The organism is Arthrobacter oryzae (assembly GCF_031454875.1).
GTDB lineage: Bacteria > Actinomycetota > Actinomycetes > Actinomycetales > Micrococcaceae > Arthrobacter > Arthrobacter oryzae_D.
In genome coordinates this window covers 120,681-137,383 of the sequence record NZ_JAVDRQ010000008.1, presented here as the reverse complement: position 1 = coordinate 137,383, position 16,703 = coordinate 120,681, and the positions used below count along the sequence as shown (strand labels likewise).

15 protein-coding genes and 2 tRNA genes are annotated in these 16,703 nt (G+C 66.8%); 7 read left to right on the top strand and 10 right to left on the bottom strand.

Annotated elements, in window-relative coordinates:
- Nucleotides 1–42: 42 nt before the first annotated feature.
- From J2805_RS15575 to J2805_RS15565, 3 genes are all read right to left on the bottom strand, one after another.
- Complete coding sequence (locus tag J2805_RS15575; protein WP_309977785.1) at nt 43–948, bottom strand: DMT family transporter; 906 nt, start codon at nt 946–948, stop codon at nt 43–45.
- Entirely contained in the window at nt 948–1,571 is a 624-nt protein-coding gene (locus tag J2805_RS15570) for a CDP-alcohol phosphatidyltransferase family protein (protein ID WP_309977782.1), read from the bottom strand. The genes J2805_RS15575 and J2805_RS15570 overlap by 1 nt, the downstream gene beginning before the upstream one ends.
- A gap of 88 nt (nt 1,572–1,659) precedes the next feature.
- Entirely contained in the window at nt 1,660–2,517 is an 858-nt protein-coding gene (locus tag J2805_RS15565; protein WP_309977779.1) for a phage holin family protein, read from the bottom strand.
- Between the two features lie 184 nt (nt 2,518–2,701).
- Here J2805_RS15565 and J2805_RS15560 point away from each other — a divergent pair, with 184 nt between their 5' ends.
- Genes J2805_RS15560 through J2805_RS15550 form a run of 3 tightly spaced genes read left to right on the top strand, consistent with a single transcriptional unit; the run spans nt 2,702 to nt 4,583 of the window.
- A complete protein-coding gene (locus J2805_RS15560) occupies nt 2,702–3,925 on the top strand; it encodes a multidrug effflux MFS transporter (protein ID WP_309977777.1) in 1,224 nt (407 codons plus the stop codon).
- Nucleotides 3,926–3,954: 29 nt separating this feature from the next.
- Nucleotides 3,955–4,134 carry a hypothetical protein gene (locus J2805_RS15555; RefSeq protein ID WP_309977774.1) on the top strand — a complete coding sequence of 60 codons (180 nt, stop codon included), beginning with the start codon at nt 3,955–3,957 and terminating at the stop codon, nt 4,132–4,134.
- Between the two features lie 41 nt (nt 4,135–4,175).
- Nucleotides 4,176–4,583, top strand: a complete 408-nt coding sequence (locus J2805_RS15550) for a hypothetical protein (RefSeq protein ID WP_309977770.1) — start codon at nt 4,176–4,178, stop codon at nt 4,581–4,583.
- A 55-nt stretch (nt 4,584–4,638) separates the two neighbouring features.
- On the opposite strand, the gene J2805_RS15545 is transcribed toward J2805_RS15550, so the two are convergent.
- From J2805_RS15545 to J2805_RS15515, 7 genes are all read right to left on the bottom strand, one after another.
- A tRNA-Asn gene (locus J2805_RS15545) sits at nt 4,639–4,711 on the bottom strand.
- 126 nt (nt 4,712–4,837) lie between these two features.
- A tRNA-Asn gene (locus tag J2805_RS15540) sits at nt 4,838–4,910 on the bottom strand.
- Between the two features lie 67 nt (nt 4,911–4,977).
- Nucleotides 4,978–6,897, bottom strand: coding sequence for a DNA primase (gene dnaG, locus J2805_RS15535; protein WP_309977767.1), 1,920 nt, complete (start codon nt 6,895–6,897; stop codon nt 4,978–4,980).
- A 73-nt stretch (nt 6,898–6,970) separates the two neighbouring features.
- Complete coding sequence (locus J2805_RS15530) at nt 6,971–8,260, bottom strand: deoxyguanosinetriphosphate triphosphohydrolase (RefSeq protein ID WP_309977764.1); 1,290 nt, start codon at nt 8,258–8,260, stop codon at nt 6,971–6,973.
- Nucleotides 8,253–9,431 carry a tRNA dihydrouridine synthase DusB gene (gene dusB / locus J2805_RS15525; RefSeq protein ID WP_309977761.1) on the bottom strand — a complete coding sequence of 393 codons (1,179 nt, stop codon included), beginning with the start codon at nt 9,429–9,431 and terminating at the stop codon, nt 8,253–8,255. Before dusB ends, J2805_RS15530 begins: the two co-directional genes overlap by 8 nt.
- A 72-nt stretch (nt 9,432–9,503) precedes the next feature.
- Nucleotides 9,504–11,027 (bottom strand): YibE/F family protein, encoded by a 1,524-nt coding sequence (locus tag J2805_RS15520; protein ID WP_309977759.1) that lies wholly within the window; start codon nt 11,025–11,027, stop codon nt 9,504–9,506.
- A gap of 26 nt (nt 11,028–11,053) precedes the next feature.
- Nucleotides 11,054–12,427 (bottom strand): FAD-binding oxidoreductase, encoded by a 1,374-nt coding sequence (locus J2805_RS15515; RefSeq protein WP_309977758.1) that lies wholly within the window; start codon nt 12,425–12,427, stop codon nt 11,054–11,056.
- Nucleotides 12,428–12,702: 275 nt separating this feature from the next.
- On the opposite strand from J2805_RS15515, the gene J2805_RS15510 reads away from it, so the two are divergent.
- The 4 genes from J2805_RS15510 (at nt 12,703) to J2805_RS15495 (ending at nt 16,633) form a co-directional block, all read left to right on the top strand.
- Nucleotides 12,703–13,434, top strand: a complete 732-nt coding sequence (locus J2805_RS15510) for an alpha/beta hydrolase (RefSeq protein WP_309977755.1) — start codon at nt 12,703–12,705, stop codon at nt 13,432–13,434.
- Between the two features lie 2 nt (nt 13,435–13,436).
- Complete coding sequence (locus J2805_RS15505) at nt 13,437–14,249, top strand: DUF1295 domain-containing protein (protein WP_309977753.1); 813 nt, start codon at nt 13,437–13,439, stop codon at nt 14,247–14,249.
- A gap of 1 nt (nt 14,250) precedes the next feature.
- Entirely contained in the window at nt 14,251–15,123 is an 873-nt protein-coding gene (locus tag J2805_RS15500) for a lysophospholipid acyltransferase family protein (RefSeq protein WP_309977751.1), read from the top strand.
- A gap of 73 nt (nt 15,124–15,196) precedes the next feature.
- The gene (locus J2805_RS15495) at nt 15,197–16,633 is read left to right on the top strand and encodes a short-chain fatty acid transporter (RefSeq protein ID WP_309977749.1); all 1,437 of its coding nucleotides are present in this window, start codon (nt 15,197–15,199) and stop codon (nt 16,631–16,633) included.
- Nucleotides 16,634–16,703 lie beyond the last annotated feature (70 nt).

Here is a 16,703-nt window from a genome sequence, read left to right as displayed (position 1 = left end):
GTGGCGCCGGGACTTCCGGTGAAATCTGGATATCGCTCGCCCCTATGACACCCGTCCAGCGGCCGTGCGCGCGTCCTTTTTGCGCTTGGTCACTTCGGGATGGTGCCGCGAGAGGGCGATTACCCCCACGATAGCAAGGGATGCGGCTGCCCCCATGGCAATCGCCAATACGGCGTGGACATCCGGCCGAAGTTCTCCAAGGATGGCGATACCGATGGCGATGCCCACGATGGGGTCGATGACCGTCAGTCCGGCAATGACCAGGTCCGGCGGCCCGCCGGAGTAAGCGGACTGGACGAACCACGAGCCCAGGCCGCCGGCAGCCGCGATGGCCACCACGGAATACCACTGCACGTTGAGCAGGGCGAGTCCGTTCGGATCAAGCAGGTGTTTGCCGATGATGCGCGTGAGCACCGCAACGAAGCCGAACAGCACGCCGGCGCCCAGGATGTAGATGAAGGCACTCATCCGGTGTCTGAACACCAACGCCAGGGTGCCGAACAGCCCCACGGCCAGGGTGAGCAGCAGCACGATGGTGAGTTCGTCGTCGAAACTCACGTGATGGTTTTCCTGCGTCACGTTCACTGCCAGCAGGACGAACATCGCCGAGCCGGTGACGCAGGCTGAAATAGCCACTACGGTGGCACGGTTGATGCTCAGGCCCTGGTCCTTGGCGTTCACCACCGTGGTGATGACCAAGGCAATCGCACCGATCGGCTGCACCACCGTCAGCGGCGCCGATACAAGGGCAACGGCGTTCATCGCCATGCCGGCACAAAGCATCAACAGCCCGAACACCCAGCGGGGGTTCCGGATCAGCCGCAGGAATCCATGCGAGCTCAGTGCAAGGCCGCCGGTGTCCGCTTTGACCGCACTGCCCTGGCGTTGTGCGCCTATGGCCAGGCAAAAGGCCCCAAGCACCGCCAGGAAGACGGCAAGCCACACCATCAGCCGGGTCCGCCGTTGCCAGCGGCTTTGAGCCGGCCCTTGCGGACGATGGCCAGGAAGTAGTTGTAGCCGGCCACCCAGTGGCCCAGCAGGCCGAGGCCAAGGAAGATCCAGGCCGCCACGAAATAGGCCTCCGTGAACGGAATCGGCAGTTTGGCGAGCACCAGCAGCGGGGTGCCCACAAGGAGGAGCGCGGTGCGGATTTTGCCGATGCGGCTGACGGGAAGGTCGGGGTGGCTGCGGAAGTAGAAAAGCGAAGCGGCCAGCAGGATGGCGTCCGGGACCACCAGGGCGGTCAGGTACCACCACTGCACGACGCCGGCAATCACCAGGGTGACCGCCACGGCAATGAGCGCCAGCCGGTCCGCGATCGGATCCATGATCCGGCCCAGCCTGGACGTCTGGTTGAAGCGGCGGGCAATGTATCCGTCCACCCAGTCCGTGCTGCCCATGATGACCAGTACAAGCGCGGCCAGGGCATACTCCTTCTGACCCAGCACCAGCCAGATGAAAAGGGGCACACCCATGAACCGGAGGACCGTCAGGATGTTCGGGATGGTGAAGACCGCGTCACTGTCCACATGGCGCTGGCCCGGACGCGCGCCGGCGTTGATGAACTTCATCCCTACCCTCCTTCCGTTCCCGCTGCGGGTAATGCCCTGCCCTGGTGGTGCCCTGTCCTCGTTTTGCCCTGTCCTGGTAGTGGCCGGCCTAGCCTTTAAGGAGCTTCCGGAGCAGGACAACGAAGACGGCGGCCGATGCGGCCAGGGCTGCCAGCGGCTTCCAGCGCACTCCGGCCTGCGCCTCGTTGGCCCGGTTCAGGAAGGCGGATGCAGAGCGGCCAAGGGAGTCGAACTGGCGGCCGGCGCGTTCCGTGCCGGTCTTCAGCTGGGCCTGCGTGGCGCCGAGCAGGATCTGCGCCTGGGTCTTGACGTCGAGCTCCTCGCCAAGTTCATCGCGGACGCCGGTCAGGTGGCGGCGGCGCTTGTCCAGGCGGCTCCGCAGCTCGGCTTCCGTGGGGGCAGGCAGTTCAATCTTCTCGGCAGCGGCCTTGGCTTCCTTCTCCGCCTTCTCCTGTGCGGCCTTCGCTTCCTTGGCTGCCTTGGCGGCCTTGGCCTGGTCGGAGGACGGATCCAGGATGGCCGGGTCGAAGTCCGAGCCTTCCTTTGCGATGCCAAGATCGTGCTTAAGGCCGCGGATGGTGTCTTCGGGGACAAGAGGCATGGCCTTCTTGAATTTCCGCAGGCCGATCAGCGCACCGATGAGGGCGATAACGAGGAAGACGGCACACACCAGGAGGGCCGCCAGCCAGGCGGGCATGATGGTGGCAAGGCCCATGATGGCGGCAACGATGAGGCCGGTGACGAGGAAGGCCACGAACAGCAGCGCAACGGCGAAGAATGCCGCCGCCACTCCTACCTGGATGCCCTTTTGCTTGATCTCGATCTTCGCGAGGGCGATCTCGTCGTTGAGCTGCCTAGGCGCCAGTTTGGCAACCAGCCTCAGCGTTTTTGGCAGTGCCCCAATACTCAGTCCGCCCTTGCTCCGGCCGCTGTGTCGTCCGCTCATCGATCCCGCCTTACTGGTTCCATCTTTGATTCGGATTCCGCTGGATTCCGGGGGCCTGCGCGGCTTCACACACTCCCCGCTGTCAAAACTATCATTCAGGTTCGGGCCCTCCTTCGGGTAATAACACGTGGCGCGCCCTGCAACGCTGTAAAAGTACGATCTGAGGGCCATAGGATGGTTCTCTGTGAGCATCCCCGCCAATCCGGGCGACTCCCTGAGCCGCAACCGGAAACTCCTGTACATCCTCCTCCTCGGCGCCCTGACGGCACTCGGCCCTTTTACGATCGACCTCTATCTCCCGGCCTTCCCCGCCCTCGAGGCCAGCCTCGGGGTGTCCGAAGCGGAAGTCCAGCTCACACTGACCGGCACCACCGTTGGCTTCGCCCTGGGCCAGCTGGTGGTGGGGCCGCTGAGCGACAAGTTCGGCCGGCGGCTCCCGTTGATCCTCGCCACCGCCCTGCACATCACCGCTTCCGTGGGCGCGGCGCTCTCCACTGACCTCGCCACGCTGGGACTTTTCCGGGTGCTGATGGGCATCGGTGCGGCCGGAGGCGGCGTGGTGGCAATGGCCATGGTGCGGGACCTGTTCAGCGGGTACGCCATGGTGCGGATGTTCTCCCGGATGGCTCTGGTGAACGGCCTGGCCCCCATCCTGGCGCCGGTCATCGGCTCCCAGCTGCTGCTGATCATGCCCTGGCCGGGCATCTTCTACTTCCTGGCCGGCTACGGCACGCTGGTGATCATCGCCGCCATCCTCCTGGTCCGCGAAACCCTCCCCCGCGAACTCCGCGGAAAATCGGGCCTCACAGCGGGCCAGCGCTACAAGCTCCTGTTTTCGGACCGGATCTTCGTAGGCCTGCTGCTGCTTGGCGGCATGAACTTCGCCGGACTCTTCGCGTACCTTTCAGCCTCTCCCTTCCTCTTCCAGGACGTCTACGGTTTCACCCCCCAGCAATACGGCCTGCTCTTCGGCATCAACTCGCTGGGCATCGTGGCCGGCGTGCAGACCAGCTCCCGGGTGATCAGGCGGGTTCCGCCGCAATGGATCCTGGCCTGCTCCACCGCATGGATGTTCCTGATGGCCGTGCTGATCGTCGTGTTCGACCAGCTTGGCTTCGGGCTCTGGGGCGTGATGGTACCGCTCTGGTTCTACATCCTCGGCACCGGCTTCACGTTCCCCTGCGTCCAGGTCCTTGCACTGTCCAAGCACGGAGCACAGGCAGGAACGGCCGCGTCGCTGCTGGGAGCGGCGACGTTCATGATGGCCGGCATCGTGTCCCCCGTGGTGGGCTGGTTTGGTGACATCTCGGCCACGGTCATGGGCGGCGTCCAGGCTTCCAGCATCCTGCTGGCCGCCGCCGCACTGTGGCTCGTGGTCCGGCCGCGCACCGTTCCGTCGATCCACTAGGGCCCGCAGCGCCCCGGTACGCTGAACCCATGGCCAAAAGACCGCACCGCAACCGCAGGGGTTTGTTCCTCGGCGCGGTGATTGGCGCCGTCGCCGGCTATTTCGCCGGCCGTGCGATGGGGAACCCGGCCATGGGCATCATCCTAGGTGCGATCGCCGGCTCCGCGCTCCTGTACCGGGTCAATCCCGGCCCGTGGAACAGGCCCTAACGGCCCTGTTCCCGGAATTGAGCGCGCGATAAAGTTGTTCTGTGCCCGACTGGCAGCACCATCAGCCCTTACCGGCCACGTGGCAGCGATGCGACGCCGGCATCCTGCCCCTGTGGTGGGAGCGCCTGTGCTCCCAGACCAGCGCCCAATCAGCAGCCCTGTACGCGGCAGGCCTCTTCACTGAGGACCGGCGACGCCCGATCGCCCAGTGGTTCAATCCAGCGTTCAACGCCGCGCTGCTGGTGGCGCCGGAGACGTCCCCTGAGTGGCCCGTGCAGCGGTTCGGCATCTTCTATGCCCCGCCCAACGCCGGCTTCACCAGGGTGCACTCTGCCCCGCACGAGTGGCACCCGCGGGAGCCGCGCAAGTCCCCCACCGAGGAGGAAGCGTTCCACGCCGCCATTGCCGAGGCCGAGCGCTTCCTGCAGGTGGAGATGGACTTCGTCTAGCGGGCAAAAAAATAGGCCCCGTGGCCGGCTGTTCGCCGGCCACGGGGCCTGTCCGCTCCTCCTGCTGGACTTGAACCAGCAACCCTTCGATTAACAGTCGAATGCTCTGCCAATTGAGCTAAGGAGGAATGAAGCAGGTATGACATTAGCAAAGGTTTTGCCCCAAAGGGAAATCGGCTGCCCCGGCAGCCGGTAATACCCTCCCCGGGTATAAAAAAGTCCCCGTCCCGGGAACCCGGAACGGGGACTGCGCGCTCCTCCTGCTGGACTTGAACCAGCAACCCTTCGATTAACAGTCGAATGCTCTGCCAATTGAGCTAAGGAGGAATGAAGCGGGTACTAGCCTAGCAAGCCCCCGTCAGGAAGTGAAATCGGGAACGAAATCGACCGGACGTCAGGCATCGGAACGCAGCGAACGGCGCTCCATTTCCAGCATCATCAGCTCACGGTTCAGCCGCTGGAACTCCTCCGGATGAGCCGAGGCATCGAGCCGCTGCAACTGCCCCATCTTGTCCGCTTTGACCCTGGTGATCTGCAGTTCGAACAGCCTGGCCAGGATGTCCCGGCAGTACTTGAGCACCCCTTCTGCGTTGCTCGCGGGCAGCGGCACCACGGCAAGCTCCGAGACCAGCGGGCGGAGCGGCTCCGGCACCTCGTGCATCACCTGTTCAACCCAGCGCACCGGATCACCCGTCAGGCCCGGCCCGGAGGCGCGCATGGCGTCGTGGACGGCCTGGTAGGCAGGGGTCCTGAACGTAGCCACACTGAATCGGTCCCAGGTCTCCCCGGCGAGCATGGCCGGTTCCTGCAGCGCCACTTCCAGGGCCTGCCGCTCCATGGACGCGACGGGGTCGCGGGGATCGGGCCTGTTGAAGGAAGGCACCACGCCCGACGCCGGCAACTCGGCAATTCCGGGAGCGGCGCCAGTCCGTTGTGATCCCGCGCCCTGCCCCCCGGACTGGCCTGCCGGCGCCTCGCCCTGGGCGGCACGCTTGGCGGCGACGGCCACCGCCCGGCTGACCTCCTCGACGGGCATGCCGAGCCAGCCCGCAAGCTCGCGTGCGTAGGCGGGCCGGATGCCGGCATCGCGGATCTGCGCCACTACCGGCGCGGATTCCCGCAGCGCGGCGATTCGGCCTTCCACCGTGTCCAGGTTGTGGCGCTTGAGGGAGGCCCTGATGGCGAATTCGAACAGCGGCCGCCTGGTACCGATCAGGTCCCGGACGGCTGCGTCCCCCTTGGCCTGGCGCAGCTCACACGGGTCCGCGCCGGTCGGTTCCACCGCGACGTAGGTCTGCGCCACGAATCTCTGGTCCTCTTCAAAAGCCCGCAGGGCGGCCTTCTGGCCCGCGGCGTCGCCGTCGAAGGTGAAGATGACCTCTCCCCCGGTGCCGTCGTCGGACAGCAGCCGGCGGGCAATCTTGATGTGGTCGGCACCGAAGGCAGTGCCGCAGGTGGCCACCGCCGTCGGAACCCCGGCCAGATGGCAGGCCATCACGTCCGTGTAACCCTCCACCACCACCAGCTGGCGGTCCTTGGCGATGTTCCGTTTGGCGAGGTCGATGCCGTAGAGCACCTGGGACTTCTTATAGAGCGTGGTTTCCGGAGTGTTGAGGTACTTGGGACCCTGGTCGTCCTCGTACAGCTTCCGGGCGCCGAAGCCGATGGTGTCGCCGGCGATGTCGCGGATGGGCCAGATCAGGCGTCCGCGGAAGCGGTCGTAGATGCCCCGGTTGCCTTCGGAAAACATGCCTGTCAGCTTGAGCTCCGCGTCCGTGTAGCCGCGGCCGCGGAGGTGTTTGAGGAGGGCGTCCCACCCCTGTGGCGCGTAACCCACACCGAACTGTTCCGCGGCGGCGCGGTCAAAGCCGCGGCCGTAAAGGAAGTTGCGGCCTTCGGCTGCCCCCGGAGTCAGAAGCTGGGCACGGAAAAACTCGTCAGCCACCTTGTGGGCGTCCAGGAGCCGCTGGCGCTTGCCCACGTCTTCCCGGTTGGGACCCGTCCCGCCGTCCTCATAGCGCAGTTCAAAGCCGATTCTGGCGGCAAGCTTTTCCACGGCTTCATGGAAGGAGGTGTGGTCCAGCTTCTGGACGAAGGAGATGACGTCGCCGTCCTCGCCGCAGCCGAAGCAGTGGTACCGGCCCACCTGCGGGCGGACCGTGAACGACGGCGAGCGCTCGTCGTGGAAGGGGCACAGGCCCTTGAACGAGCCCAGGCCGGCGCCCTTGAGCGTCACGTAGCCGTCGACGACTTCCTTGATGTCCGTGCGCTGGCGTACCTCGTCTATATCTTCGCGTTTGATCAGCCCAGCCACAAAGCCATCCTAGTCCCCGGGTGCGACACCGCTGGCTGCTCCGGCGACGGCGGGATGGCGGTTGCGTCCAATGTCACCAAAGCGACGGCAGGCTGCCGACCAACCGCTCGTACATGGCCAGTGCGGAACCGTCGGTGAGTGACGCGACCTGGTCGATGACCACCCGCAGGCGGGCGCCGTCGTCGGCCGCGTCCCTCCAGTCAGCGGCGAACATCGGCTCCAGGTGGCGGTCTCCAGTGGCGTTCAGCGCCGTCACCAGGGCGTGCAGCACTTCCCGCTGGCGCTCGTAGATCGGCTGGCGGTGCTCGGTGGTCATCACGAAGGTGGTGGCCAGGCCCTTCATGACCGCGATTTCCATCACGGTCTCGTCGGGCACCATCAGTTCGGCGTTGTATCTGGTCAGGTTTTCCGGGCCGTAGACAGCGCGCGTGGTTTCCAGTGCGCTCTGGCAGAACCTGCCTATCAGCTGGCTGGTCATGTCTTTCAGCGCGGCCATCGCCTTGCGGCTGCCGTCGGCCTCGCGCACCCAGACGTCCGTGGCCTCAAGCCGGGCCAGGGCGGCGTCGATGGCCGCGGGGTCGTTGTGGGGCAGGTACCACTGCTTGGCGTATCCCACCACGCGTGCGCGGTGGTCCGGGTTATCCATCCACCGGAGCTGGAAGTGGCCTGCCACGATGGCGTCCTCGACGTCGTGGACGGAGTAGGAGATATCGTCGGCGAGGTCCATGACCTGCGCTTCCAGGCAGGAGCGTCGCTCGGGGGCGCCCTGGCGGAGCCAGTCGAAGATCGGGAGGTCGTCCTCATAGGCCCCGAACTTGCTGGTGCGCTGGCCGTGGATCACCGGCGCGTTGAGCGCCGACCACGGGTATTTGGCGGCGGCGTCCAGGCTGGCGCGAGTGAGGTTCAGCCCGGCCGGCGTCCCATCGGAGGCAAGGACCTTGGGCTCGAGCCGGGTCAGCAGCCGGAGTGTCTGGGCGTTGCCCTCGAACCCGCCGATGCCGTGCGCCATTTCGTTCAGCGCTGATTCGCCGTTGTGCCCGAACGGCGGGTGGCCGAGGTCGTGGCTTAGGCAGGCGGTGTCCACCACGTCGGGGTCGCAGCCGAGCGTCCGGCCCAGTTCGCGGCCCACCTGGGCCACCTCGAGGCTGTGCGTGAGCCGGGTGCGGACAAAGTCGTCAGTGTCCGGCGCCACCACCTGGGTTTTGGCGCCCAGCCGGCGCAGCGCGGACGAGTGCAGGACCCGCGCCCGGTCCCGTTCGAAATCGGAGCGGTACGTTGTCTTGGGCGGTTCCTCCACCCAGCGGGCGGAGTCGTGGGCCTCGTAGCCCTGAAGCACGGGGGCGGCGGTGCGGGTTTCAGCCACCTGACACGTCCAGTTCCGCAGCGGCGATGTCCTGGGACTGTTCGGCGTTGAGCGCCCGGGAATCCAGCCAGTCCTTGGGCAGAGCCGGCTTCTTGGGCGATCCCGCCCGGCCGCGCGGGCCTTCGGCGTCCACGCCGGGGTACGGGGAATCCTGGTCCAGTTCGGCCAGTGTTTCGCGCAGCACTTCAAGACTGGTGACCAGGGCCAGCCTGGTGCGCAGTTCGCCGCCCACCACGTAACCCTTGAAGTACCAGGCCATGTGCTTGCGGATTTCACGCAGGGCCTTGCCCTCGTCACCGAAGGTTTCCACCATCAGTTCCGCATGGCGGTAGACCCCCTCCGCCACTTGCCGCAGATTCGGCGTATGGCGGGTGTCGCTGCCTTCGAAGGCGGCCTGGAGATCACCGAACAGCCACGGACGGCCCTGGCAGCCGCGTCCGATCACCACGCCGTCCACGCCGGTTTCGCGGACCATCCGCACAGCGTCCTCCGCGGACCAGATATCGCCGTTGCCCAGCACCGGCACATCCGGCAGTGCCTCACGCAGCCGCGCGATGGCGGACCAGTCAGCCTGGCCGGAATAGAACTGCGCCGCGGTGCGGCCGTGGAGCGCGACGGCGGCGACACCGGCATCGCGTGCGATCCGGCCCGCGTCGAGGTAAGTGAGGTGGTCCTCGTCGATGCCCTTGCGCATCTTGATGGTGAGCGGGACGTTGCCCTTGGACGCTTCCTTGACCGCGGTCTGGACGATCGAGGTGAAAAGGTCGATCTTCCAGGGCAGTGCCGAGCCGCCGCCGCGCCGGGTCACCTTGGGAACCGGGCAGCCGAAGTTGAGGTCGATGTGGTCCGCCCTGTCCTCTTCCACCAGCATCCGCACTGCGGCGCCCACGGTTACCGGGTCCACACCGTACAGCTGGACGGAGCGGACCTTTTCGTCGTCGTCGTGGGAGATGATGCGCAGCGACTCGGGAGTGCGCTCCACGAGGGCGCGGGAGGTGACCATCTCGGCCACGTACATGCCGCCGCCGTATTCACGGCACAAGCGGCGGAAGGCGGAGTTGGTGATGCCCGCCATGGGAGCCAGGATCACGGGGGTGTCCACCGTGAGGGGTCCCAGCTTCAGGGGCGGGAGTTCCAGCTTGGGGGCGGGAGGCGTTGCTACAACAGTCACCCGTTCATTGTCTCAAAGCCGGGCAAATCGGCGAGCCGGCCGCTGAAATGCGCCCGACGACGGCGAGTCCTGTTACTCCCGCTCCGCGGCTCGCCGTGCGCGCCGACCGCCGGGCACGGCCTTCTGCCGGGCGTTCCGGGCAAGTTCGGGCCCTGCTTCGCTCCCGGAATCACGGGAAGCGCGGGGACCGGCCGCACGCGTCCGCGCCTCACGCGAAACCACGGCCGCCGCCGACAGCGCGCCGGTGTCCGCGACGTCGTCGGGATCCACACCCCGCCCTGAGGGGTTGTTACCGGAAGCGTTGCCGCCCGGCTGAAGGCCGGCGGCCGGTTTGATCCCGGTGGCCTTGACCACCAGCACGGCGATCAGCGTGGTGACGGGGATGGCCAGCACCAGGCCCACGGAACCGACGAGTGTCCTGATGACTTCCTCGGACAGTTCCGCGCTGGTCAGCGCCTCGCCGAGGGGACGGTCGTACAGCATCACGATGATGAGGATGGGCAGGGCGGCGCCCGCGTAGGCGAAGGCGATGGTGTAGACAGTGGACGCAATGTGGTCGCGGCCGATCCGCATGGCCGAGGAGAAGAGCTGGCGGGCGCTGGTCTCCGGGGCAAGCTCATACAGTTCCCACACAGCGGAAGACTGGGTGATGGTGACGTCGTTCAGCACGCCGAGCCCGGAGATGATCAGGCCGCACAGGATGATCCCGGAAATGGAGATGTTGTCCGAAATATTGGCCAGGGTCGCGGCGTCGTGGCTGCCCACGCCGGCCAGGTTTGCCGCGTCGGTGGCCCAGGCCGCGAGGAGCGCCGTGATGCCCAGGCCGAACATGGTGCCCAGCAGCGCCGTGGACGTGCGCGCCGAGAATCCGTGCGCGAAATAGAGGACCCCGATCATGATCACCGTGGAGCCCACCAGCGCCAGCAGGAGCGGCGGTTTTCCTTCCACCAGCCCCGGCAGCATGAATGTGACCAGCACCGCGTAGGCACCCAGCAGGCCGATCAGCGCCCGGAGCCCGCGCCAGCGCGCCACGGCGATCACCACGACGGCATAGAGGACCGCCAGCAGGATGATGGGCAATGTGCGGACGAAGTCCACGAAGATGTAGGCCGGCGCCCCCTGTCCCGCCGACGCGCCCTGGGCGTTGGAGAGGTTCAGGTAGCGGATGTTGTCCCCGACTTTAACGCCGTGGGATTTCACGACGTCCGGGTTGATCACCACTTTGACGGGGTTGCCGCCCTTGTCCGGCTCAGTGAAGGCGAACGTGCAGTTGCTCCCCTGCTGGGCAGCGCCTTCCCCTCCGGTGCCGGGCTGCGCGCCCTGCTGCGGCGTGGCGCCCTGGGTGCAGCTTTCCACCACCACGCGCTGGATCTTGCCGGTGTCGAACGTCACGCCAGGTGCCGCGGCATAGGGGCTGGCCAGCTTCAGGTCCTGCTTGTCCCCTGACGGCCACATCATGGCCATGGCCGCCAGAGTCAGGAGCGTCAGCGGAACCAGCACCGCCGCGAGAAGCCAGTTGGCCCGCTTGCGCGCGGCGAGAGCCCGGGGGGTCGGCTCCGAATGATCCGTGTGACCATGGGAATGTCCGGCACCCATCAGCAGTAAAACCTCATGCCTGCACTTTACTGGGGCTTGATGTTCTGGTTTACATGGAACAGGTTATCCGGATCGTACTTGCCCTTGATCGAGGCCAGCCGGCTGTAGTTCGGTCCGTAGTTTTCGGCGACCCGGGGCAGGTCATCGCCGTCCTGGAAGTTGATGTAGCCGGCGCTCTCCGAGAAGGGCTGCAGCGCGGCAGCGTAGTCCCGCACCCAGGCAACGTTCGCCTCGGTGTCCCCGGGGTCCTCCCAGTGGCATGCGATGACCGGGGAGAACTTGGCGGTCCGGTTGGGGAACGCCGTGTCTTCGACGCCCACGCGGTGCACTGCGCCGTCGATCGGGTAAATGTGCACGGCTGTCTGCACGCTGGGCACCCGGCTCCCGTACTCGAGGTGGGCGCTGATGGCACCGTCGCTGAGCTCGGACAGGAAAGCCGCCTTCCAGTAGGCCAGGAGACCCTTCGGATACATCCCGTCGAAGGCCGAGTTCAAAGCCGGATAGGGCATCGGCCCCACCATGGATCCCGCCACCGGTGCGGCGTCGAGGAACGGCTGCCAGCGGGCCTGCCCTTCAGCGGGATCGCCAGTCCACATGCCGACCACAATGCAGACAGGCTTTCCGTGCCACTCCTCCGGGAGGAACGGAACCGGCGGCCCCTGGTGGAAGGCGAGGAACGCGCCCAGCTCCTCGGGAGCGGCAGCCAGGTGCTCGCGGTAGAACTTCGCGACAGTTTCTGCGTGCTCCAGCGGGTAGATGATGATGCCGGCATGGACCATGTCCACGGGATGCAGGCGGTATTCCAGCGAGGTGACGACGCCGAAGTTTCCGCCGCCTCCGCGCAGGGCCCAGAACAGATCCTCGTTCTCGCTTTCGCTGGCGGTGAGGAACTTCCCGTCCGCGGTGACGACGTCGGCCGAGAGCAGGTTGTCGCAGCTGAGCCCGTATTTGCGGTCCAGGTAGCCGATGCCTCCGCCGAGGGTCAGCCCCGAAACACCGGTCGAACCGACAATGCCGCCGGTGGTGGCCAGACCGAAGGCATGCGTGGCGTGGTTGAAGTCGGCCCACGTTGCGCCGGCCTCGCTCCTGGCTGTTTTGCCACCCGGATCAACCCGGACGCCCCTGGTGTTGGCAAAGTCGATGACCAGCGCATTATCCGCCGTGCCAAACCCCGGCCCGCTGTGTCCGCCTCCCCGGATGGCCAGGTCCATGGCGTTGTCCCTGGCGTAGTTGACCGCGGCGATGACGTCCGCCACCTGTGAGACACGCACCACCGCAGCGGGCCACTTGTCAATCATTCCGTTGTGGACGGCGCGGGCAGAGTCATAGTCCGCGTCATCCGGGGTGATCACTTGCCCCCGCACCTGTTCCCGTAGCGCGTCGAACGATTTTGCGTTCATTTCCAGTACCGCCGATCCTCTTCGACTTCGGATCCGGCCGCTTCGCCTGCCATCGGATTCGGGGCCGGAGCTTACGCGTCCGGCCTACTCCTCTGGACCGGCGTCGTCAAGGGACTTTCGCAGCACAATCCCGGGGCCGGGCGGCTCCGAATGCCTTATGTGGGTGCCGGCGGTGCGGCCTGTTTTCGCGGACCGGATGCGCCGGACCGGAACGCAGGAAATAACGCCGGAAGCCCGAGGTTTATAACTGTAGGACTAGGAGTCTGGAGGCCCTCATGGGTGATCGCAGGAATGACGGAGTGAGCACCAAACCCGTACTCACCGTACGGGAAGCTGCAGGGGTCACCCGCGGCGTGGCCCTGGTGCTTCACGGCGGGCGCTCGCACAGTTACGAGCCGGTTGAGGCGCGCCACCTGAGCCCGGCCCGGATGGTTCCCTTCGCACGGCACCTCCACCGCGCCGGGCGCAGGCACGGCCTTGCTGTCTGGACTCTCCGGAACAGCGTCCGCGGCTGGAACGGCCCGGACATGTCGCCGCTGCAGGATGCCCGGTGGGCGCTCGCGCGCATCCATGAAAAGCATCCCGGCGTTCCTGTGTACCTGTTGGGGCATTCGATGGGCGGACTCACCGCTATTTGTGTGGCGGACGACCCCCTGGTGGATGCCGTTGTGGCCCTGGCCCCGTGGCTGAGTGCCGGAACGCCTGCCGCTGCCGTGGCAGGACGCAAAGTGCTTATTGTGCACGGGTCAGCAGACCGGTGGACGAGCCCCGCCGAATCGCTGAAATTTGCCCGGCGGGCCGCTGCCGAAGCCGCCGAGCTTCGCTACGTGTCCTTGGCCGGGGCCGGCCACTTCATGTTCCGCAGGGTCCGGCTGTGGCATGCCCTGGCCACGGGGTTTGTCCTCAAGGCCTTCGGTGAATCCGCGGGCGTGGACACCGGCGGCGGCCCGGCACGGTTGGATGCCCTGCTGCCCGCAACAGCTCCCGGCGTTCCGGTGGTGCTGTGACCGTGGCGGCGTTTCCCGTTAACGAATTCCTGACGAGCCTGCCGTGGGCAGCCCTTGCCGTGGCCGGCGTCCTGGCGGTCACTTTCGCCGTGGCCGTCGCCCAGCGGCGGCATTCGGTGATGGACGTGGCGTGGGGACCCGGCTTCGTGGCCGTGGCGGCAGTGTCGTGGGTGCTGTCCGCCGGAACGGGCGACGAGGGCAGGCGCCTCCTGCTCCTGCTGCTGACAGGCGTGTGGGGCCTTCGCCTCGGCACCCACATCGGCTGGCGTGCCCGCGGCGGCCATGAGGACCCCCGCTACGAGGCCATGCTCAGCGGGGCACCCGGTTCACGGAATGCCTACGCGCTTCGCCGTGTCTACCTGCCCCAGGGCATGGTGATGTTCTTCGTTTCGCTCACGGTGCAGGTGGGGATGTTCGCCACCGGTGCCCCGGGCTGGCTGGCCATCCTGGGAGTGCTGCTGTGGGTCATTGGTTTCGTCTTCGAAACGGTGGGTGACAGGCAACTTGCGCAGTTCAAGAAGGACCCGTCCAACAAGGGAACCGTGCTGGACACGGGGCTGTGGCGCTACACCCGCCACCCCAACTACTTCGGCGACGCCGCCGTTTGGACCGGCCTGTTCCTGATTACTGCTGATTCCTGGCCGGGACTCCTCACTGTCCTCTCCCCCGCCCTGATGATCTGGGCGCTCGCAGGCAAGACCGGGAAGCCGCTGACGGAGAAGGCGATGTCCGCCCGGCCGGGCTACAAGGAATACGTCGAGTCGACGTCGGGCTTTATCCCCTGGCCGCCGCGCCGGGCGGCAGGCGGGCGCTGAGATGGGATGGCGGCCGCGGCCGAATGACCGCTTCTACCGCTTCATCGTCCGCACCGGGCTGGCGCTGCGCTGGCTCTTCCGGATCCGCGTGCTCATCACCGGCAGTGAGCACCTCCCGCCGCCCGGACCGCTCAATGGCCCGTCCCGGCGCGCGGTGCCGGGTGCGGGAGCCGTCGTCGCCATCACGCATTTCGGCTACCTCGATTTCGCCTTCGCCGAGCTGCTCCTCTGGCGGCACAGCCGCGCCCAGATGCGCTATCTGATCACCCAGGGCGCGGCCGACCACTGGTTCGCGGGCCCTGCCATCAGCGCTGCCGGGCAGGTGGTGGTGGGTTATGAGTCCGGTTCGGGCGCCTACGACGCCGCCGTGGCGAAACTCCGCGAGGGCGAATACATCGCCATCCTTCCGGAGGCGGGCGTCAGCCGCAGTTTCACGGTCCGCGAGTGCAAAACCGGAGCCGTGCGGATGGCGGCGGAAGCGGGCGTGCCGATCATTCCGGTCTCGGTGTGGGGATCACACCGGCTGATGACCCGCCGTCACGCGTTCTCCCCGCGCCGGGCGTGGCGGGCGCCGGTGCGGATCCACGTGGGCGAGCCGCTCCGGCCGGACTCCGGCCCGATTGGTGCCCGCGGGCCCGTTGCCCGCCGGCCCAGTGCCGATGCTGATGTGCTGGCAGCCGCGGCGCAGCTAAGGACCGTGCTGCAGGACGGCATCGACACCGCCATTGCGGACTTCCCGATCACCCCCCGCCCGGGAGCCTGGTGGATGCCCGCCCATCTGGGCGGCGGTGCGCCGACGGAGCTGGAACGGCAGCGGCTGGATGAGGCGGAAGGCCCGCGGCGCGCGGGCGGACGGCGCGCTCAGGCCGGGTAACGCAAGGCTTGGCTAGGCTCCATGAGTAGGCACGCACACATTTGTACGCACTCAATGGAGAGGGATCCTTCCTGTGGCAGACACAGTCCTGACAAGAAGCGAGATCGACGAACGCGGCCTGGCCCGCCTGGCCCAGCGGCTGGCGGCGTGGACCGAAAAATGGTTCCCGGATGCCTACATCTTCGCGCTGGCCGGTGTGATCCTCATCGCCGTGGCCGCCCTCGCCATCGGCGCCTCACCGCAGTCCATCGCCGATTCGTTCGGCAACGGCTTCTGGGACCTCACCGCCTTCACCCTGCAGATGGCCATGGTGGTGCTCACCGGCTACGTAGTGGCGACGTCCCCGCCGGTGGCAAAACTCATCAACCGGCTCGCGCTCATCCCGTCGACGGCCCGGACCGCCGTCAGCTTCGTGGCGATGCTGTCCATGTCCGTGTCCTTCCTGAACTGGGGCCTCAGCCTCATCTTCGGCGGGCTCCTGGCGCGCGCAATCGCACGGCGCAAGGACCTGTCCGTGGACTACCGCGCACTCGGGGCGGCCGCTTTCATGGGCCTCGGTGCCGTGTGGGCGCTGGGGCTGTCGTCCTCGGCCGCGCAGTTGCAGGCTACGGCCGCGTCGCTGCCGCCGGCCCTGCTGAAGATCACCGGAGTCCTGGATTTCGGCACCACGATTTTCACGTGGCAGTCGCTGCTCACCCTGGCCATCCTCATGGCGCTCACCACGGTCATCGCCCATTTCTCGGCGCCTCGCGGTGCCGCCGTGCGCACGGCCGAGGACCTCGGTGTGGACCTCGACGACGAACCCAGCGAACCGGCGCCGCGGTCCCGCCCGGGCGAATGGCTGGAATACAGCATGATCCTGCCGGTCCTCGCCGGGATCCTGACTCTTGGCTGGCTGGTGTCGCAGTTCCTCACCAAGCCGTTCCTGACAGTGGTGAGCAGCCTTAACGGATACCTGCTTGTCTTCCTGATCCTGGGACTCGTGCTGCACCGGACACCGCGGAACTTCCTGCAGGCTGTGACCAAGGCCGTGCCCGCCACAGCAGGCATCCTCGTGCAGTTTCCGCTCTACGCCGCCATGGCCGCCATCCTCACGAAGGCCACAGGCCATGGCGGCATGTCCCTCTCCGCCCACCTGGCGGAATTCTTCTCGGACATCGGCGGGGGCGGTGCGTTCGCCGTCGTGATTGCCCTCTATACGGCCGTACTGGGGCTGTTCGTTCCCTCCGGCGGCGGGAAGTGGCTGGTGGAGGCACCGTACGTGATGCAGGCGGCAACGGAAGTGAACATGAACCTGGGCTGGACCGTGCAGATCTACAACATCGCCGAGGCCCTGCCCAACCTGATCAACCCGTTCTTTATGCTGCCCCTGCTCGCGGTGCTCCGGTTGCGGGCCAGGGACCTGGTGGGCTTCACGTTCCTGCAGTTCGTGTTCCACCTTCCCGTGGTGCTCCTGCTGGTGTGGCTACTGGGGATGACGTTCACTTTCGTTCCCCCGGTCATTCCGTAAAACAACCCTTAACGCACACTGACCCGCAGCAGCGGCCGTTTCAACGGCAGCGGCTGCGGGTCAGCACGAT